This window comes from Sphingobacterium psychroaquaticum (assembly GCF_900177625.1).
GTDB classification, from domain to species: domain Bacteria; phylum Bacteroidota; class Bacteroidia; order Sphingobacteriales; family Sphingobacteriaceae; genus Sphingobacterium; species Sphingobacterium psychroaquaticum.
In genome coordinates, this window is sequence record NZ_FXAU01000003.1 from 335649 (window position 1) to 356849 (window position 21201).

General features: G+C 42.0%; 15 protein-coding genes. 7 read left to right on the top strand and 8 right to left on the bottom strand.

Annotation, left to right across the window (positions count from 1 at the left end):
• Positions 1-65 precede the first annotated feature (65 nt).
• From B9Y69_RS09820 to B9Y69_RS09840, 5 genes are all read left to right on the top strand, one after another.
• The gene (locus tag B9Y69_RS09820; protein WP_085472767.1) at positions 66-776 is read left to right on the top strand and encodes a FadR/GntR family transcriptional regulator; all 711 of its coding nucleotides are present in this window, start codon (positions 66-68) and stop codon (positions 774-776) included.
• 72 nt (positions 777-848) lie between these two features.
• The gene (locus B9Y69_RS09825) at positions 849-2213 is read left to right on the top strand and encodes an alpha/beta hydrolase family protein (protein ID WP_085472768.1); all 1365 of its coding nucleotides are present in this window, start codon (positions 849-851) and stop codon (positions 2211-2213) included.
• Between the two features lie 51 nt (positions 2214-2264).
• Complete coding sequence (locus tag B9Y69_RS09830; protein WP_085472769.1) at positions 2265-2807, top strand: GNAT family N-acetyltransferase; 543 nt, start codon at positions 2265-2267, stop codon at positions 2805-2807.
• Between the two features lie 91 nt (positions 2808-2898).
• Positions 2899-3639 carry a metallophosphoesterase family protein gene (locus tag B9Y69_RS09835; RefSeq protein ID WP_085472770.1) on the top strand — a complete coding sequence of 247 codons (741 nt, stop codon included), beginning with the start codon at positions 2899-2901 and terminating at the stop codon, positions 3637-3639.
• 25 nt (positions 3640-3664) lie between these two features.
• Positions 3665-4963, top strand: coding sequence for a cryptochrome/photolyase family protein (locus B9Y69_RS09840; protein ID WP_085472771.1), 1299 nt, complete (start codon positions 3665-3667; stop codon positions 4961-4963).
• Between the two features lie 19 nt (positions 4964-4982).
• On the opposite strand, the gene B9Y69_RS09845 is transcribed toward B9Y69_RS09840, so the two are convergent.
• The 4 genes from B9Y69_RS09845 to B9Y69_RS09860 form a co-directional block, all read right to left on the bottom strand.
• A complete protein-coding gene (locus B9Y69_RS09845; protein ID WP_085472772.1) occupies positions 4983-5564 on the bottom strand; it encodes a DUF1003 domain-containing protein in 582 nt (193 codons plus the stop codon).
• A 132-nt stretch (positions 5565-5696) separates the two neighbouring features.
• Positions 5697-7289 (bottom strand): RagB/SusD family nutrient uptake outer membrane protein, encoded by a 1593-nt coding sequence (locus tag B9Y69_RS09850; RefSeq protein ID WP_085472773.1) that lies wholly within the window; start codon positions 7287-7289, stop codon positions 5697-5699.
• 15 nt (positions 7290-7304) lie between these two features.
• Positions 7305-10235, bottom strand: coding sequence for a SusC/RagA family TonB-linked outer membrane protein (locus B9Y69_RS09855; RefSeq protein WP_085472774.1), 2931 nt, complete (start codon positions 10233-10235; stop codon positions 7305-7307).
• A gap of 524 nt (positions 10236-10759) precedes the next feature.
• On the bottom strand, positions 10760-12391 hold the full coding sequence (locus B9Y69_RS09860) for an ABC-F family ATP-binding cassette domain-containing protein (RefSeq protein WP_085472775.1): 1632 nt from the start codon (positions 12389-12391) through the stop codon (positions 10760-10762).
• A gap of 585 nt (positions 12392-12976) precedes the next feature.
• Between B9Y69_RS09860 and B9Y69_RS09865 the strand changes: the two genes are divergently transcribed.
• Together B9Y69_RS09865 and B9Y69_RS09870 are read left to right on the top strand one after the other, a co-directional pair.
• Complete coding sequence (locus B9Y69_RS09865) at positions 12977-13573, top strand: GNAT family N-acetyltransferase (protein ID WP_144036539.1); 597 nt, start codon at positions 12977-12979, stop codon at positions 13571-13573.
• Between the two features lie 109 nt (positions 13574-13682).
• On the top strand, positions 13683-16181 hold the full coding sequence (locus B9Y69_RS09870) for a cation-translocating P-type ATPase (RefSeq protein WP_085472777.1): 2499 nt from the start codon (positions 13683-13685) through the stop codon (positions 16179-16181).
• Positions 16182-16260: 79 nt separating this feature from the next.
• Here B9Y69_RS09870 and B9Y69_RS09875 read toward each other — a convergent pair whose 3' ends face one another.
• The 4 genes from B9Y69_RS09875 to B9Y69_RS09890 are packed head-to-tail and all read right to left on the bottom strand — an operon-like array spanning position 16261 to position 21105.
• Positions 16261-17319, bottom strand: a complete 1059-nt coding sequence (locus B9Y69_RS09875; RefSeq protein WP_085472778.1) for a dihydrodipicolinate synthase family protein — start codon at positions 17317-17319, stop codon at positions 16261-16263.
• Positions 17319-18341, bottom strand: a complete 1023-nt coding sequence (locus B9Y69_RS09880; protein WP_085472779.1) for an NAD-dependent epimerase/dehydratase family protein — start codon at positions 18339-18341, stop codon at positions 17319-17321. The genes B9Y69_RS09875 and B9Y69_RS09880 overlap by 1 nt, the downstream gene beginning before the upstream one ends.
• A 10-nt stretch (positions 18342-18351) precedes the next feature.
• Positions 18352-19578, bottom strand: coding sequence for an Nramp family divalent metal transporter (locus tag B9Y69_RS09885; protein ID WP_085472780.1), 1227 nt, complete (start codon positions 19576-19578; stop codon positions 18352-18354).
• A gap of 6 nt (positions 19579-19584) precedes the next feature.
• Positions 19585-21105, bottom strand: coding sequence for a PQQ-dependent sugar dehydrogenase (locus B9Y69_RS09890; RefSeq protein WP_085473041.1), 1521 nt, complete (start codon positions 21103-21105; stop codon positions 19585-19587).
• Positions 21106-21201 lie beyond the last annotated feature (96 nt).

The following is a 21201-nucleotide window of genomic DNA, read 5'->3' on the forward strand; positions in this document are numbered from 1 at the left end:
CATAATATTTCAGATGTCAAAATATTTTTGATATTATTGTGAATAAATTGTTAAGTATATAGGCTATGAGTCAGGAGAATGTCTCTATTGAAAAGCTTGGAGGTATCGATACCTCCAGTTTGGTAGACAAGGTTGAAGCACGTATTGTGAGCTTTATTCAAGAGAATAAATTAAAAGTTGGGGATGTGCTTCCTAAGGAGTTGGACTTAGCAGAGAGCTTGGGGGTGAGCCGTACAGTTATTCGGGAAGCATTACTACGCTTAAAGACTATTGGCCTCATTGAATCGAAGAAACATAAAGGGGCTGTCTTGACGAATCCGGATGTGCTTGGATCTTTGCGCAAAGTTTTTCATCCTTCAATTTTGGATAATGCTACCTTGAAGGATATGTTCGAGATGCGTTTGGCGTTGGAAGTAGGGATGGCTGATTTTATAGTCAATAAGATTACAGATCAGGACCTACAGGAGCTGGAAGCGATTGCAGAAGATATTGTATCGGGCGATACGGCCGCACCCTGGCAGGTTGAAGATGAAATACGGTTTCACGGTAAGCTATATGAGATATCGGAGAATAAAATCCTTCTCGAGTTACAAGAGTTGTTGATTCCTATTTTTCAATATGTACACCAAAGTGGTTTGTTAGAACGGCCTATTGTAGAAGGTGATTTTATCTCGCATAAAGAGCTTGTTGAGGTGCTTAAAAAGCGAGATGCCGATGCATATCGAAAAGCAATCCGCCAACATTTAAGTAACCACTTCGCTCGAATCTTAGCTTAAAAAACGCAATTCTGTATTTTGATAAAGTATCCATATTGCTTATCTTGTGGGTACTTACCAAAATACACTTATATGACTTTTAGTGCATCGAAATTTCTATTTGCTTGTTTATCCTTTTTCCTATTTACACACGCCGTTACCGCTCAGAATTATGCGGGGCGCTGGCATGGTGATTTAGATGCAATGGGTACCATCATTCCGATGGTTATCCAACTCCAAAAAGTTGAAGGTACCTGGAAAGGTGCTTTAGATGTGCCAAGCCAGAATGCACTTAATTTGCCTTTGGATATTAGCCTTGTGGGAGATAGTGTCTCCTTAAAGGGACCAAGTGGTATAAAAATAGCCGGACGATTTAGTTCGGATAGCGTGTTACATACGGTTTACTTTCAAAATGGTTTTGAAGCAAAGGTCTTGTTCAAGCGAAAGGAAGGAACCGAAATGGTTAGTTTACCGCCTGCACGTGTACGCCCACAAGAACCGAAAGCACCCTTTCCTTATTTAAGTCGTGATTTTAAGATTACAGATGAAGGGACGACGCAGGCCGGTACCATAACAAGCCCTAAGGGGCAAGGAAAGTATCCTGCCGTTATCCTCGTGAACGGTTCTGGACAACAGAATCGTAATTCGGAACTGTTTGAGCATAAGCCATTCCTGGTTTTAGCGGATTATCTTACTCGAAACGGAGTTGTTGTGCTGCGGTATGATGACCTCGGAACAGGAGAGTCTATTGGTGATGTTGGCAATTTAACGACATTAACAGCGGCAGATAACGCGGAGAAATTACTAGCGTACCTCAAGAGTCAGCCGGAGGTTGATGGTAATAAACTAGGTATAATTGGTCACAGTGAAGGTGGGGTAATAGGTCCTATTATTGCGGCGAGAAATCCAGATGTGAAATTTGTGGTTAGTTTGGCTGGGATGGCTATTTCAGGCCGCGAGTTACTGGGGCAACAGTTGATGGAGCTTGGGTTAAAAGGGGCATCAGCGAGCAAGAAACAATTCTATATGTCTATGCTGGATGCGATGGCAGCCGAGAATACTTATAATCAGGCACGGGCCAAAATGGAGGATCTAATTGAGGAGTTTAATGGTGTGGAAAAATTGACCAAAGAAGATACCGCTAGCTTACAGCCTTTATTTATGCCTTGGTATTTGACGTTCCTGAAATTACAACCAAAAAATTATTTGTCTGAAGTGAAAGTACCGATGTTGGTGCTTAATGGAGACAAGGATGTTCAGGTGCGTTCGGAAGCGAATATTGCTACTTTTCAAACCTACTTGCCTGCAAATAAGAAGCATACTTACAAACGCTATCCACAATTGAATCATTTGTTTCAAACCGCTCAAACAGGTCATGTAGATGAGTATGTAACGATTGAGGAAACGTTCAATCCGGAGGTGATGAGCGATGTCCTGGAGTGGATGAAAAAGCTCTAAGCCTCGGTTAAATTATTGGATATCCCGTTTTTTTAACGTAAGTTGTTAACTATGATATTTTTACCTGAGATAGAAACGCAACGATTGATTCTGCGTGAATTGCGGGATGAAGATGCCGCAGCTATTTATGCTTATTTTTCGCAAGATGCGGTGACCGAGTTTTATGATTTAGAAACGTTTACCAGTATTCGACAAGCGCGTAGCTTATTGAAGTTATGGAAGAATTTGTATGTCAAAAGAGGAGGGATGCGTTGGGGGATTGTGTTAAAAGGCGAAGACGATCAAGTGATTGGCACATGTGGCTATCATGCCTGGTCTAAGATTCATAACCGAGCAGAAATTGGCTACGAATTGGATCCCACTTATTGGGGGCAAGGCTTGATGACTGAAGCAATTGAAGCTATCGTTCGTTATGGAAAGAATGCGATTAAACTAAGGCGTATAGAGGCTTTTATCGATCCAGCGAATCGTTCCTCTGGTCGGGTTTTGGAGAAGGTCGGTATGGAAAGTGAAGGCATTTTGCGAGATTATTATTTTGAAAAAGGACGTTTTGTCGATGCGGAAATCTATTCGATTATCAATAAGGAAAATTAAAAGTACTTATAAACAATCGCTACCTGAACTTCGTCGTATAATGGACAATAGGAAGCAATAAGATTCCTTATCTTTGTTTTTTTAGATAAAGATGATACAACTCGCCATCATTAGTGATATACACGGTAATCTTTTGGCATTAGAAGCTGTTTTAAAGGATATTTCAGATCGTTCTATTGACCAGATATATTGCCTCGGTGACCTCGTTGATTTTGCCCCGTGGGGAAACGAGGTAATCGATCGGATTCGGGCACATCGTATTCCTTGTTTGTTAGGGAACCACGATGAGCGTATTGCATACGATTTACCAATTATACCATTAGCCCATCATGATGCGATTGAAACCGCGAACCGCGAGATCGCGATCAACTGGAGTAAACAGACTATTCGAGCAGATAATAAGCAATGGTTGGCGGCACTGCCGTATAACATTACCTTGACTTATAAGAGCGGATCTTCGATAAAGAATATCTTGTTGGTACATGCTACGCTGGAAAGCAACGATGCCTATATGTATCGTGATGATTCTAAAAACGAGCTTATAGCGGTACTGAAAGAACGTTCGGTTGATGTGCTGGTCATGGGACATACCCATCAGTCCTATATCCAAGAGCAGTCGGATATTCTTTTTGTCAACAGTGGTTCTGTTGGCCGCAGTAGGGAGGATGATCGAAAAGCAACCTATACCATATTGCAGATTGCGGAAACAGGAATAGATGCTGAAATCGTGAAACTGAATTATGCTATTGACGAAGTGGCCTCTGCAATCTATAAGAGTGACATCCCAAATTTCTACGGTGATTTTTTATTAAAAAAGGCTGCATTAGTCTAACTCCAACCTGTCAAATTAAAAGTATATGATCAAAGAAGAAGTTGCTGTTTTCTGGTTTCGAAGAGATTTACGTTTAACGGATAATACAGGCTTGCATCACGCTTTGAAGGGAGGCGTACCGGTGCTTCCTATTTTCATCTTTGATACCGATATTCTGGATCGATTGGAAGATCGAAACGACCGTCGTGTTGACTACATTCATCAAGCCATTTGTGCCATTAATGAAGAGTTAAAAAGATATGGTACCACTTTATCTGTTTATCAGGGTAAGGTGATGGATATCTTCGAGGATCTGCATGCTTCTTACCGGATCCAGGGCGTCTATTGCAACAGAGATTACGAGCCGCAAGCGATTCAGCGAGACACCGCCGTTTTTCGCTATTTTGAAGAAAAGGAAATCAGCTTCAAGGCTTATAAGGATCAGGTTATTTTTGATAAAGGAAATATTGTGAAAAGTAATGGTGAGCCCTATACGGTCTACACACCGTATGCGACAAAGTGGAAGCAGACATTACAGGAATCTCATTATGCGGAAGTGAATCTCGAACTGGATAATTTCTTTCGACAACCATTCATGCCGGTGCTTGCGCTTGCTGATCTTTCTTTCGGTAAGACTGATATTACCTACGTTGAGCCAACGCTTGATCGCCGTATAATTGAGACATATGATGCGACAAGAGATTTTCCAGCGATCAAAGGAACGACAAACCTCAGTATAGCGTTACGTTTTGGGACGATTAGTATACGGAAGTGTGTTTCTTTTGCCCTTCAATATAATCAAACCTGGCTTTCAGAGTTGATTTGGCGCGAGTTTTTTATGCAAATTCTCTACCATTTCCCACATGTGGAGAATCATGCTTTTAAAGAGAAATATGATCGCATTGCTTGGCGCAATGAGGAGAATTTGTTTAAGTTTTGGTGTGAAGGGAAGACCGGCTATCCGATGGTAGATGCGGGCATGCGCGAGTTGAATACCACCGGATTTATGCATAATCGAGTACGGATGGTAGTTGCTAGCTTTTTATGTAAACATCTCTTGATTGACTGGCGTTGGGGGGAAGCTTATTTTGCCGCTAAACTGAATGATTATGAACTATCGGCTAATAACGGAAATTGGCAATGGGCAGCAGGATGCGGCTGTGATGCGGCTCCCTATTTCCGGGTGTTCAATCCTACACTACAAAAAGAAAGGTTCGATAAAGAGGGGATCTATATTAAACGATGGGTTCCAGAGTGGGGGACAGCAGCCTACCCTGATCCTATTGTGGATCACAAAGAAGCTTCAAAACGAGCGGTCGCGGTATATAGCTTAGCCGTAAAATAGTGTAGGGGCTACGTGCGGCTTAATTGGTTTCCGGTAACTTCTTTTCTAAACGTTCGATTTTTGCGGTAAGTTCCTTGAGTAGTTTTAAATGGGCGACCTGGGAATCGAATAATTCTTTTATTTGATCCTCCAGAAGAACATCTACCTTTTGGTGCAGGCTTCGTATCTCCAGCTCCGCTTTGAGGTTTACCAGATAATCATTTTCGCTCCGTTGTCTATCTTTTTCCTCTTGACGATTTTGGCTCATCATAATGATAGGCGCTTGTAGCGCTGCCACACAGGAGAGTACGAGATTCATGAGAATAAAAGGGTAGGGGTCGAATTGTTCATTCTTTGCGACAACCGTGTTGTAGAGTATCCATAACATCAATATGACCGTGAACAAAATAATAAACTTCCAGCTACCGCCAAAACGAGCAACCTTATCCGATATGGCTTGCCCCCGCGACAACATTTCTTTTGGGGGATGGAGTAGGTTGTTTACGATGAGTTGTTCTTCCTCCAATGTTTTTTTTACTATATCATGAAGTTTCCGAATATGATCGTCACTTTGTTCAATCATTGCAATAATCTCTTTGTTGCTTATTTGTTCTTCTTTCATGATGAATAGGCTGCTGAGTTAAAGATATAAACTAAGGTTTAAAGATACAAGAAGAACTTCTGCCTGGAGAAAAAAGGAGGCGCCATTTTTTGATGGCGCCTCCTAATCTAACTTATTTTGGAAGTAGTGACGTTAATAACCTGGATTCTGTACCAAATTAGGCTCTGTAGAAAGACTGCTTTCATGGAATGGCCATAAGTATTGATGTGGTTGGAACCTACGATCTTCCACTTTTAGTACTTCTTTTTTATCACCTACGAGTCGCGCATGGCCCAGTAAAGGTTGGTTTAATACCTGCTCAGCAAGTCTCCAGCGTAAGATGTCGTCGTAGCGTAAGCCTTCGCCGGCAAACTCAGTACGTCTTTCGTTGCGTATAAGATCTATCCATTCCGTTTGTGTTTTGGACACCAATGTTACGTCAGCAGTGGTCATATCCAGTCCCGCACGTTTACGCACTTGGTTGATGCAACTTTTTGCCAAATCATCCACATCGTTAAGCATAATCTTTGCTTCCGCATAGGTTAACAATACTTCCGCGTAACGAGCAAGGCCAAAGTGCATATTTCCTCCAGTCCTGAAAGCATCCGCTTCGTCCACAAACTTTTTAAACCAATAACCTGTGCGGCTGCTGCGGAGGTTCTGGTAATAGAAGATTGCCTTCGGGTCGTAGATATCAATTTTTTCCTTATTGAAGAGGTCGCCATGCCCGAAAATACTTGCAGCTAAACGCGGATCTCTATTCAATTTCGGGTTTAACTCATATTGTTCTTTCGTATGCAAGGGGCATTTATCAATCGGTCTTCCCTGTAGTGTCCAATAACTGTCGACAAGCGCTTTTGAAGGGACAACGTAAGACTGACCTTTGCCTGTCCGGTATTGGGGAGCAAGGTGTTCAAAAGAGGCTGTCGCCGTATTGTTGTGACTCTCCATGTCAAATTTGATGATAAATTCTTTATTTGTTTTATCTGCTTTGTAGTTAAACAAGTCTTCATATTTGGTGTGGAGTTGAAATTTCCCGGAATCCATAACCTCTTTTGCCAAGCGGGCAGCTAGGTCATAACGACCATGTTGGAGCGCGTAACGCATGACCAATGTCTTAAAGGAATATTTGTTAAACATGTATACATTGGTGGTGCCTTCCTCCTCTGGTAGGCGGTTGGCGACATCTTCACACATGTCGAAAAGCTTATTTAGCACTTCTTCTTTTTTTGTTACAGGAGGCGTTGCTTCCTCGAGGGTAACAGGAACTAATACGAATGGAATGTCTCCCCAGTAAGTGGTAATACGGAAGTAATGCCAAATACGTAGCCCTTCGAGAATAGCTTTGTATTTTTGACGTATGGCCTCATTTTCCACATATGGAGTCTCGATATTTGCCAGATACGTGTTGATGCGTCCAACATGTTTGTTAAATAATGTCCAATAGTATTCCGAGGCACGGGCATTACTAGTGAAGTTTCCATTCGCTATAATCATGTGGTGATCCGTCTCAATACGGGCATAGGCGTTATCGCTGCGACCTTCACTCATGTAAAAGAGTAATCTTCGTTCCGTAGGTCCCATAAAGGCATCCAGATAACTACTGTACACGACTCTTCGTAAATCTTCCTCCGTGTTGAAGAATTCTTCAAAAGAAGTTGCGGTTGGATCTCGTTTATCTAAGAATTTTTCACAGCTCGAAAAAAGGGTTGCTGCTGCGACAAGGGGTAATATATATCTTTTCATTTGCTTATTTCTCAATTAATAAATACTTGTGCTGATACCAAAACTATATGTCGCCATTCGTGGATAGTTACCATTACCATCATTGGTTGATGGGCTATCTACATCGATACGCTCCGGATCTAAACCTTCCCATTTTGTGAAAGTAAATACATCTTGTGCATTGGCATATATGCGGAAGTTCTTGAAGCTTTTTCCAATCTTAGGAAAGGTGTATCCCAACTGAAGTGACTTGACGCGGAAGAAGGCCGCGTTGCTAAGCCAAACATCACTTAAAAGTGTATTTGTAGTTGGACCTGTCCACAGACGAGGAAAGCGACTGTTGGGATTCTCTGCAGACCAATAATCATTAGCATACTCTACCCGAGGAGCCCCCAGATTGTTGCTGTTTCCATCCACAAAAACCGGATAAGCTTCTTGACCAATCAGACGTCCTGTACGTTTCCCAATACCTTGACCTAAACCAAAGAAATCCCAATTTTTATACTTTAATGTAATGTTTATTGCGTAATTCATGTGTGGTAGAGGATCAGCGAGATAAGTCCGGTCCTGATCGTTGATAATGCCGTCACCATTACGGTCTACATAGCGTATATCTCCTGGCAATGTGTTTGGTAGCTTTGCTTGTGTAGCATCTATTTCAGCTTGGTTTTGGAAGTACCCATTGGTTTCAAAACCATAGTAGTTGTTAATAGGAATTCCTTTGTACCAAATACGGTTGTTATTGCCTTTAAAAATTAAGCTATCTGTGACGTTGTGTCCAGCTTTGAGCATCCTATTTTTATTATCAAAGAGCATTCCCCCTACGGTATAGGAGAAGTCTCCTTTTTTGTCGGACCACGAAGCCGAAAGTTCCCACCCTTTGTTTTCCACTTCACCAATGTTTACGGCCGATATAAGTGTGTTGGAACCCGTCAGTGGGGGCACTGCAAATTGATCGTAAATTAAGTCATACGAGTTTTTGTTATAAACTTCTGCTGTTACTGTCAAGCGATCGCGGAGTGCTGTAATATCAACCCCCACATTCCATTGTTTTTGCTTCTCCCAAGAGAATTTTGGGTTGGGAACACGCATGGTCCAACCCCAGGTGTTTACCGACTCCTCCCATAGATAGGGGTCTACATTTTCATTTCCAATAAGACCGTACGATCCACGGAATTTAAGGTTGGTGATGACCTTGCTGTCTCGTAGACCGCTAAAGAAAGATTCGTTATGTGCGTTCCAGGCTACAGCTCCTGAAGGGAAGAAGCCCCAACGGTGTCCGGGCGCAAATTTTGAACTCCCGTCAGAACGTCCGGTTAACTCCAGGATATATCGGTTATCGAAAGAGTAATTTAGTTTCCCGAAGAAAGAAGCTTTACTGATTTCTTTATAATCTGTGTAGGTAAGGTTCATTACCTCTGTTCCTAAAGTAAGATATACCTTATCACGACTGTCCCGAAGATCTTTATTGTAATTCAATAATCCGCGTGCGGTGAGCTGACTTTCACTAACCCCTTGACTGGCTTCTACATTGTTTGTCCAGATGGTGACTGGCGCATTGTTTTCGTCAAAGAATTTATAGGTCTGGCGTTCTTGTTTATTCGCCGATTTATTAATCATGTAGGATACGTTTCCTTCGATATTCAAATTCTTATTGATATTGTATTTTGGACGAAGATTAATAGTGCTCCGATCGTACATGCTATTTTTTGTTCCTCCATGCTGAATAGCAGCCACTGGATTCATGTTGTTGTGCAAGATATAGGGCTCTGGGCGGTCAATATCATAGAATATAGACTGTGTAGGGTTCATGCGCCAGGCAATTTTATACAAACCATGACCATCATCGTTCGCAAGAAGTCTGTTTACTTGTAAGCGATGTGCGTAAAAGTCGGCCATAAGCACAAATTTGTCCGCAATATTGATGTTGGTATTAAAACGAGCCGAGAATTTTTGTGATCCTTCAATTTTGTTGAGCCCGTTTTCCTTAATATGGCCCAACATGAGGTTGAAGGTACCTACACCACCGCCACCGGATACGCTCGCGTTGTTATTTAGCGCTGTCGAGGTGCGTTCCATAATCTCATCGACCCAATTCACATCTTTCTTTTGCCCACTTTCGAAAGCTGAAATTTCTTCTGCGCTATATACAGGAGGTTGTCCTTGCTGCTGTAATGTTGTATTTCGAAGCTTCATAAACTCGGCACCCCCTACAAACTTGGGTAGATCAATTGGTTTGTTGACTGCAAACCAATTGTTGGTACTGACTTTAAACTGACCCGTCTGTCCGCGCTCTGTTTCAATAATAATTACACCGTTTGCTCCACGAGAACCATACATTGCGGTAGATGCAGCATCTTTCAGTACTGTTACACTCTTAACTTGGTTGGGATCGATATCATGGATGCTTTGTTCCATACCATCGACAATAACCAAAGGGTCGGCAGCACCTAAAGTGCTGATTCCTCGGATAGAGATAGTTCCTGGTACACTTCCGGGTAAGCTGTTGCCACGCATCATGGTTACCCCGGGCATCGTTCCAGAGAAGGCGTCTTGCATTTTGAAGATAGGGCGATTTTTAATCTTATCCATATCCAATTGGGCCACCGAGGAGGCGACGTGCTTTTTGTTTACTTCGGAGAAACCTACAACAACAATTTCATCAAGACCAATATCATCAGAATTTAATGTTACGTTTAGTTCTGTTTTGTTTTCGATATTGATTTCGGTTTGATGATAGCCTACGCCGCTGAAGATCAATGTTGCTCTGTTTCCTTGTGGTAGTTGGATTTGGTATTCCCCTCTGTCATTGGTAGTTGTGCCGATGTTGGTCCCTTTAATTAGAATACTGATGGAAGACAAAAGATTGCCTTTTGAGTCTCTAACGATGCCTTTTGTAGTTTGCTGGGCATACAGTTGTGTGACCGCTGCCATAGTAAAAATGGCAGCAATAACTGGTTTTCTCATAGTTTATAATTACGTGTTTAAATTAGTTTTTGACTGGTATTTGGTTTTTAAAAGTATTCTTTATTTTATAAATACGCAAATATAAGTTGTAATTTGTTTTCGTAATGTTATTAAATCTTTAATTTAAAAACTATTAACCTTGTTTTTGCGTTCTTGTATTTCGTTTTGTTTCATTTATGTTTGTTTAGACAAATAAAATTAAGATTTGCCTATGGTGAGCTCATTGTATAGTGTTCGGGTGTTAATAAGCTTTAGGTTTTGAGATGACGGTAGAAATTTGAGATATTTTAATGCTCTTTCCAATCTTAAAAGCTCTTTCTGCACGTTATCGTGTAAAGAAAACTATCGGTAGGAATGATGTATAGCGTACTATGATGCCTGCGGCAGTTTAGCGAAGGAGAGGAGGAGTGGGGGAGGTTTGGTAGCGACGCTACATCATTCGTGTTGGAATGATGTATAAAAGAGCGCTGATGTTTGTATTTTTGGGGGAGGAAGTGAGGTTCGCGCCGTATGGCGCGAACTCCTTATCTTTCAATATCCTTAAGGCTTGCCATTTTTTTGTATTCTAAGAAGCCTTTGATGTCTTCAAAATGTTCACGAACACGTTTGTTGCCAAACTCAAAAACTTTTTTCGCCAGGCCGTCCAAGAAATCACGGTCGTGTGAAACCAGAATCAATGTACCATCAAAGTCTTGTAATGCATCTTTGATAATATCTTTTGTCTTCATATCCAAGTGGTTGGTTGGCTCATCGAGAATCAAAACGTTCACCGGCTCCAGCAAGAGCTTAATCATAGCTAACCGCGTCTTTTCACCACCCGATAATACTTTTACTTTTTTCGTTGTGTCATCACCGCTGAACATAAACGCGCCAAGTAGGTCTTTGATCTTAACGCGTACATCGCCGACGGCAATTTGATCTATGGTTTCGAATACGGTTAATTCCTCGTCCAATAACGCGGCTTGATTTTGTGCGAAATAACCAATTTTTGCATTATGACCTACTTTAAGAGAGCCTTCAAAGTCGATTTCGCCCATTATAGCCTTGATCATCGTAGACTTTCCTTCACCATTTTTTCCAACGAAAGCGACTTTCTCTCCGCGTTCGATCACCATTGCGGCTTTTTCGAACACCAGGTGATCTCCATATGCCTTCGTAAGATCTTCTACAATCAGTGGATACTGTCCTGAACGTGGAGATGGTGGAAATTTTAAACGAAGTGCAGAGGTGTCGACCTCATCGATTTCTATAATCTCTAGTTTCTCGAGCATTTTCACCCGCGACTGCACCTGTAGCGTTTTGGAGTAAGTACCTCTGAATCTATCGATAAACTCTTGATTGTCGGCGATAAAACGCTGTTGCTCTTCGTACGCTTTTAGTTGGTGCTGACGTCGCTCTTTGCGCAATTCTAGGTAGTGACTGTATTTAGCTTTATAGTCGTAAATGCGACCCATCGTTACCTCAATAGTACGGTTGGTAATATTATCCACAAAGGCACGGTCATGGGAAATAACGATTACTGCTTTTGCAGAATTGACCAAGAAATCCTCTAACCATTGAATACTTTCGATATCCATGTGGTTGGTAGGCTCATCCAATAAAATTAAATCAGGTTTTTTCAGAAGGATTTTTGCTAATTCAATACGCATGCGCCATCCACCGGAAAATTCGGAGGTCTGACGGCTAAAATCGGCACGCTCAAAACCTAAACCTTTTAATACTTTTTCTACCTCTGCATCGTAGTTGGTGTCTTCGATAGAATAGAACTTTTCACTCAATTCTGAAACACGCTCGATTAACTTCATGTAATCATCGGTTTCGTAGTCGGTTCTGATATTTAACTGTTCGTTCAATTCTTCCAACTCATCCCGCATTTTATATACTTCATCAAATGCTTTAGATGTCTCCTCAAAGACAGTCATGCCATCCGTGGTAAGTAAGTGCTGAGGCAAGTAGGCGATTACAGCATCTTTGGGTCCTGATATATTACCTGTTGTTGGCTTTCCAGCCCCCGCAATAATCTTTAATAGTGTGGATTTTCCTGCACCATTTTTACCCATAAGGGCTATTTTATCATTTTCATTGATCGAGAATGATACATCACTGAAAAGTGTCGTTCCACCAAAAGAAACGGAGATGTTGTTTACGTTGACCATTTTTATTCTTAAAAGCCTGTGCTGGCTGATTTATAGCGGCTACTTCTTTGTTTTTGAAACAGTCGGCTTTTGTTAGCGTGGCGTGCATAACGTTAGGCAAACGGCTTTTGTCAATACAAACTATGTAGCTAAGCGTATTTGGGCGCAAAGTTACGATTAAAAAAGATTTTTAACAGATAGATTTTTATGATGGTCATAAGATGCTGAAATAATACAAATGCATCGATTTCAAAGGTCTTTAATTTTGCGAAAGGTTTAAAAAATGTTAAATGATATTTTTTTAAGTCTTTCGGCATTGCTTTTGAATTAAAATAATAGATATTTAATCATCTATAAATTCTTAAGCCTATGAAAAAGATAAGAGTTACAACGGAGGATGGTTCAGAATTAAAAATCAATAAATCTGATATCAGAGTTTCAAAGTGTTCCCCGAGACAATACCCATTTGCATTGGTTGGCGTATCGTTAAAAGACGGGAAGATCATACTTGAAAAGCGATCAGATAATTTATAGAAAACCATCACATTATAATAATTCTCACCTTTGATCGTCTCGAATACAAAGGTGAGAATTTTACCTTCTATTTTGCGATTTGAATCTTTTCACCATTATAGGTATTACCTATTTATGTATATCTTTATTATTAAGAACAAATCGATACAAATGTCCGCAGAAAATACAAGATCAGGCAACAGGTATACTTTGGAACATATGGTGCCTTCGCAGTGGGAGCTTTATAAAAGTATCCGGCTTGAAGCCCTCCAGACCAACCCGGAAGTGTTTGGAAGTAACTACGCGAAAGAAGTGCTGTATACACAAGAAAATTGGGTTTCTTTTTTAGCAGATTCGACGCGCGCTATTTTTGGCTTATGGAGGCAAGGTGAGATCGTCGGTTTGACGGCTGTGGCACTTCATCGAGATGATCCAACCAAAGCGATTCTGTATTCGACATTTATCAAAGAGGAGCACCGTGCAAGAGGCTTGTCACGGCTTTTCTATGAAGCTAGAATTGAGTGGGCCAGATCCCAGGGATGTGCCGCGGTGGTGGTGTCTCATCGACAAGGTAATGACGCTTCCATGGCGGCTAATCAGCGGTATGGATTTATTTATACACACACGGAACAAACGCAATGGCCCGATGGGACTGTCGATGATGAACTGATGTATATTCTGGAATTGTAGAAAACACCTGCCTTGGCAGGTGTTTTTATTTATTGTTTTTTAAAAACAAAATGATGCGTAGGTTGGTTAATTTGAAAAGATAATAAGTACATACCTCCTGTGTTATATTATGAGTAAAAAAGAACAACCTTACCTGGGGCTCCATGACGATGAGGTCATCGAATCTCGCGCAAAGCACGGCTCCAACCAATTGAAGTCTACGACAAGGTGGCACTTTTTACATACTATTTTGGGCTTGTTAAAGGAGCCTATGATCATCCTTCTATTGGTAACCTGCAGTATATATTTGCTTAACCGATCGTATGATGATGCAATTTTTATGGCATTTGCGATTTTATTTATGGTGGCGATAGAGATTTTTCAAAACATGCGAACGAAGGTCGCCATGGAAAATCTGAAGGATTTGTCGCAGCCTAAGACTCTGGTATATCGTAATGGGGAAAGGTTTTATATACAGAGCGAGGAATTGGTTGTGGGTGATGTGATGGTGGTGGAAGAAGGGGGCGCAATTCCTGCTGATGCTTTGGTTTTGGATTTCCATGATTTTTCGGTTAATGAGGCTGTTTTAACGGGGGAGTCTCTTTCTGTTTTTAAAAATACCTCCGGTGAGAACAAAATCTTTAAAGGTACTTTAGTGGCGACGGGTACAGCGACAGCAAGAGTTACAGCGGTGGGAGATTTTACTGCGATCGGCAAAATAGGAACTTCAATTACGGCAATTGAAGTGGAGAAAACGCCATTAGAGGTGCAGATAAACAACTTTGTTGGTAAGATGGTGCTAGTTGGCGCGTTGGTATTTGGAACGGTGTTGTTAATTAATTATCTCGAGTCGCGGTCTTTTGTGGACAGCCTATTGAAATCGTTGACATTGGCTATGAGTATCCTACCGGAAGAGATACCTGTTGCTTTCACCTCTTTTATGGCGTTGGGGGCCTGGCGTCTTATGAAGGTAGATGTGGTTGTTAAGAATATGAAAACAGTGGAGACATTGGGTAGCGCCACGGTAATTTGTGCAGATAAAACAGGAACTCTTACACAGAACAAGATGCAGTTGTCCGCCACTTATTCCGCTGTTGAAAAGGAGATTTTTTACTATGAGGGTAAGGCTGATGCTCATGGGGCAGAGGTGGTCGCCGTTGCGATGTGGGCGAGCGAATCTATGCCTTTCGATGGAATGGAAAAGGCGCTGCATAAAGCTTATTTGGAGCAGCAGGAGACCGATCAACGGGATACTTATACCTTGGTAGAGGATTACCCGCTCAGCGGGCAACCGCCCATGATGACGCATGTATACAAGAAGCCCGATGGTCGCTTTTTGGCAGCCTCTAAGGGGGCTCCGGAAGCAATTATTGCGGCTTGTAAAATGAGTAATGCTGAGGTTGCTGTGGTTACTAAAGTAATGGATGAGCTGACGTCAAATGGATATCGATTACTGGGGGTCGCATGTACAGAATTGGATACTGCCGATTTCCCACCAGACCAATGGGGGTTTGATTTTGCCTTTGTAGGTTTAGTTGCATTTTATGACCCGCCCAAAGCGAATATTCGAGAAGTGCTTAGCGATTTCCGTAAAGCAGGTATTGAAGTTAAAGTTATCACGGGTGATAATCTGTTGACTACAAGAGCGATTGCGCAGCAGGTCGGGCTTGTACAAGTTGAAAATGGTTTGATCGGGGCGCAAATACAGGAAATGACGGATGAGGAACTGTCTAAGCAGTTGTCCAACACGGCTGTTTTTGCGCGCATGTTTCCGGAAGGGAAGTTGCGGATTATTAATCTGTTGAAAAAACAAGGACATATTGTGTCTATGGTAGGAGATGGTGTTAATGATGGCCCTGCTCTGCGTGCAGCGCATATTGGCATTGCGATGGGACATAAAGGAACTGATATTGCGAAACAGGCTGCCTCATTGATATTAGTGGAAGATGATCTTTCTCGAATGGTCGACGCAATAGCGATGGGAAGGCGGATATACTCGAATTTGAAGAAAGCCATTCAGTATATAATCTCTATTCATATTCCTATTATACTTACGGTTTTACTTCCGTTGATATTGGGGTGGGTATATCCCCATATTTTTACGCCCATGCATATTATTTTCTTGGAGTTGATTATGGGGCCAACGTGCTCTATTGTTTTCGAGAATGAACCGTTAGAAAAAAATGCGATGAATGAACCTCCTCGTTCCTATGTTCGTACTTTTCTGAAAGGAAAGGAGCTTATGGTGAGTGTCGTGCAGGGGCTGGTGATTACCCTTGGTATTTTAATAACGTATCAATGGGGTGTTTCGAGAGGTGCGTCGGAGAGTGAGGTGCGGAGTATGGTTTTCCTTACATTGATTAATGCGAATATCTTTTTAACCTTGGTCAATCGCTCGTTTTTTTATTCGATTTGGTATACATTACGCTATAAAAATAATTTGGTGCCTCTTGTTATCAGTGCAACTGTACTTTTGGTAATGTCCTTATTTTTGATTCCTTTTTTTACAAGCTTCTTTGGTTTTACGAGTCTCTCTATGGAAAAATGGTTTTTTAGTTTAGTTGTAGGTGCGCTTTCTGTATTGTGGTTTGAGGGGGTTAAGTGGTATGGGCGAGGAAAGAGGAAGTAATCGTCCGTACCATCAAACATAAGAAAAGTGAAAGGTATTTGCAATAAATAAAAACACCTGCTTCAGCAGGTGTTTTTATTTATTGTTGACTCAGAAAATCACGCACGAATGCATCGTCGTTCAGTTCCGGATATTCCCGATACATACGGTCTATCTCTTCGCTTTGTCCCGGAGAAAGAACCTCTTTGGGGTTGAGGCACCAGATACCCTCCATTAAGCCTTGTCTGTAAAGTACTTCATGAATCCCTGGTATGCAACCATGGAAGTCGTGTGATGGATCGAAAAATGCCGCATTGCTCTCCGTTACGGCTATTGCTTTGCTCAGCAAAGCATCTGCTGTGGCATTAGTTGGGTTCTGCTTGTATGCCTTCGTTTCGGCAAGTAACGAAACAGCTTTCTGTGTCCACACCGCCCAATGTCCCAAAAGACCACCTTTGAAGTCAACAGCGATAGTACGGCCGTTAACAGGAAAACGATAGGTTGTCATCAAATCATTGACGATATTATCATCATTACCGGTATACATCGCAATTTTATCGTGTCGCCCCGAGTTGGCAACAGCACGCATAACATCGATTGTTTGATAACGGTTAAAAGAAGCACATTTAATCGCGACGACATTTTCAATTTTTGCAAATTCGAGCCAGAACTCGTAGCTAAAAATACGTCCACCTACCGAAGGCTGGAGGTAAAACCCAAATACGGGCAGGATGGCAGCAACAGCACGTGTACGTTCAAGGATTTCCTCTTCTGTCCAACCTTGAAGTCCGCCCATACTCAATAATCCAATATCATAACCGTAACGTACGGCTATTTCCGCCTCACGGGTAGCCTGTTCCGTTGGGCCGCAGATGCCTGCCACCTTAACAAAAGGACGGTCAAGGTTGGCTTGTTCAATTTCTTCGCTCGCCCATTTTAGAACCGTTTCAAAAAGGTTGACCTCTGGATCACGGATTTCAAACTGCGTGGAGTGTACCGCTATTGCAATGCCTCCTGCGCCGCTTGCCATGTAGTAGCGCGTCAATAATCGTTGATATTGCTCGTTTATCTTTCGGTCCGCATTTAGTGCTAGCGGATGCGCCGGAATAACTGTGCCTTCCCAAAGGTGAGCGCTAAGTTCTTTTGTTAGTGTTTTCATTAGAATTTTCCCTTTCTTTCTTGAAAGTGTGTGTCTTTGTTCCAAAGTTGTCCACCCTCCAGAAGCCATTTTGCTGTGATGTCTATCGCTTCGCGAATTGTCGTGTTTGGATATCCAAATAAACGGTGGCATTCCGATGCGTTATTTAGCAGAGCTGTACCCGCCGCTTGGTTCACAAAAGTTGCGGTTGTGCCAAAATGTTCCGCAAAGCGTTCCGCAATCCAGCGTGTCGACAAAGTCTCCGGACCGGTAACATTTAACATCTTCGCCGGCGACTCACAGTGCAGTAAAGCGCGCAAAGCAATTTCGTTCGCATCTCCTTGCCAAATCACGTTTACGTTTTCACTCGTCAGATCGATTGGACGCCCTTCGCGCACGGCCTTTGCAATCTCTACCAATACACCATAACGAAAGTCTACAGCGTAGTTCAAGCGGTAGATCAATGTCGGAGTATTATTCTTTTTTGAGAAATATTCAAAGATACGTTCCCGTCCAAGGCATGATTGTGCATATTCGCCAACAGGTTCCGGTGTTGTTTCTTCCGATACACAACCGTCTGTCACAGGAACAAAAGGAAGGACATTTCCAGAAGAAAAAGCAACAATATTAGCTTGCTTAAAGTGGGAGGCAACAAGACCAGGGAGGTACGCATTCATGGCCCAAGTAAAGTCTTCGTTCCCTGTTGTTCCGAATTTATGTCCAGCTAAGTAAATGATGTTCGGAACCTGCGGCAGTTGCTTCAGTTCCTCTTCATTTAATAAGTCGCATGCTATAGTTTCAATTCCGATCTCTTCAAGCTCTTGTTGCAGCGCTTTATCGGAAAAGCGAGATACCCCGATTATTCGCTTGGAGATACCTGCTGCGGCTAATGCACGAACAGCAAGTTTAGCCATGCTCGGTCCCATTTTACCACCGATACCTAAAAGCATGATATCGCCTTGTATTTTTTTGATATCCTCAATCAGGCGCTGCGAAGGAGCGAGGATTTCTGCTTCAAGTTGTTCTAAAGTTTTGTTTTGCATAGTTTGTAAATTATTTGATTAGACTTTGCGCGCTATGGTAGGCCAGAACCACCAAAACCATAAGCCCAAGAACAGCCCATATGTTTGTTAATGTTTTGTTTTTAAAATCCCCCATGATCTCTTTATCGTTAGCGATAAGCAACATGATAATGCCAATAAAGGGTACCAGGAAAATAGTGATACTCTGTGCGAAGACAATCAATTCTAGAGGTAGTTTCCCAAACACTAGCGCGATGATCGAACCGAAAATCATGACCAAGGAGATGAATAGCTTCACCATGCGGTTGTTTAGGTTATTGCCATAACCAAATGTATCCCCCAGGAGCGATCCTCCCAATACGGCGTTCCCAATGAGGGAGGAGAATGAGGCTCCAAAAAGACCGATGAAGAAAAGGTGTGAGGCATAACTACCTAATAATGGCTCCAGTGCTTTTCCCATCTCTGCTGCCGAGCTCAGTTTAATCCCTAAAGGGTGCAAAGTATTAGCTGCACAAACCATGACAGCAGCACTCATGATACCTAAAATTGTGATACCAACACGACTACCCAGTAACTGCCGACTAGCATCCAATGGCGCTCCAGAAGCCTTCCGGCGAGCTTGTACCAGGTAGCTTTGATAAAAAGCACCAACAATCGAAAAGCAAGAGGCTGTAAAAGCAATAATTAAACCGAGGGAGCCTTCTGGAATAGTAGGAATAAAACCTTTCGAGAAATCGACTAGCGGTGTTTGGATCATTACTGCTGTAGATAGAAAAGCAAAAAGCATCAGGATAATCAGACCAAGCATCAACTTTTCTAGTATAACATAAAAAGACTTAAAGAATAAGAGAAGAATTCCAATGACATTGAACACGATAATCCATATTTTCGGATTCGTTCCAGTTGCTTCTGAAATGGATATGGAAACACCAGTTGCATTTCCTGATTGGAAGGATGTCGCTACAAGAAATATCCCCAGTCCAATAATAATGGACACACTTTTACCAAATTTTTGGTTGATCAGGGATAGCAAGGATTCTTCTCGTGCCAAGCCAATCCGAGCTCCCATATTGGTGAACACCATCATAAAGAAAACGGCGACGACGATAATCCATAAAAGGGCAAATCCGTAGTCGGTACCCATCTTCGACGTGATCGTCATTTTACTGGGCCCAAAAACCAAGGCAGCGGTAATAATTCCGGGACCCAAAATCGAGAGCCAGTTTTTAAGAAACGATGTTTTATTCTTATTTTCCATAAGGCATTATCGTATAGAGGTTAGTGATTTTAATGATATTGGAGGAGCGCTATTGTCAAAATTTTGACGAATGTAATCTGCGATAGCGATAACTTCTTCGTCTTTTAGGAATGCAAAGTTGGGCATCGCGCCTTCGTAGCGTACTCCATTGATCGGTTTGTCCTGTAAACCATGAAGAAGCACATGAAGTAATGGCTTTTCGTCTCCGATGACAAGTGCCGATTTAGACAATGTTGGAAAGGTCTTATCTAATCCTTTACCGTCACTTTTGTGACAGGAGGCACAGTAAGATTCGTAGAGCGCTTTGCCGTCCTTTATCTGTGCTAATACTTGTGCTTTCTCAGGGCGTATCACCGGGCCGTTAACTTGGTCCGTGACACGTAGACGATAAATTGCGTCATCTTCTGGTTTTGGAAAACCCTTTTGTGGATTCCAGTCTCGGTTGCTGGAACAAAAGTATACATCGCCGTTAGGAAGCGTCAGGACAGATCGTAAACGGCCAAGTTGATCTTTAAATAAAACTTGTTCGTCGATGATCTTGCCTCCGTCGGCGGATAGTTTAAGGATGCGTAACGACTGATTCTTTAACGTGGCAAGAATCAAACTGTTGTTCCATTCAGGAATCATGGTTGATCCATAGTAGGCCATACCAGAAGGTGCGATAACCGGAGTCCATGATTTTATAGGTTCTTGAATAGGAAGGATCGCTGCTGTTGCTTTCTCCTTTTCGGTATCAATCATGCCTTCAATGAGGGGCCAGCCGTAGTTTTTTAAAGGTTTTATGAGATTTACTTCATCTTCGATGGCATCGCCATGTTCAGAGGTATATAATATTCCGGATGGACTATGGCATAATCCCTGCATGTTCCGGAAACCCCAAGCATAGACATAACTGTTTTTTATTGGATTATCGTCCGGAATACTTCCATCCAGTTCCAAACGCAGGATTTTTCCATTTAGGGACGTACTATCCTGTGCAAAGGTGTCGCTGGCGGCATCACCCGTCGCCCAATAAACTTTTTTGTCCGTCGATACAATTACCCGCGAGCCGTTGTGCCCCGTGTTACCAGGGATCTGCAGTAATAGTTTGGGCTCCGATAAGGTGCCCTTTGTACTATAGTTATACCGAAAAAGGTTAGAATAAATAGTACTGTCTTTCTTACTGGTGTAGGATAGGTAGAGGTACGCTTGTTCATTTTTAGGTTGATAGAGCGCCATGCCTAAGAGGCCTAGTGTTCGTTGATGGTATACATCTTCGATACTATCTATTAGTGTAACTGTTTTGTCCGTGAGGTTCAGTCGACGAATTGTACCACCAATTTCAGAAAATATGATCGCATTATTGAGTTGATCAAATTGTAGATCCCAAGGTACGTGCAAGTTCGTTGCCTCTCGGGTTAGTGAAAGGATACTCTTGTCAAGTTGCACAGCACTGATAATAGGCTGTTCCTTTTCTCTCTGTTGCAAACAGGAAGATAGAAACGGTAGTATAGCGGCAAAGCAAATATAAATCTTGCGCTTCATCATGCGAGGGTTTACCTGGTTATACATAAACTCAATTAGGTTGAATCAAAACTAAGTGATTTAAAATTAATATACAAAAAATACTTAAAAATGTATACA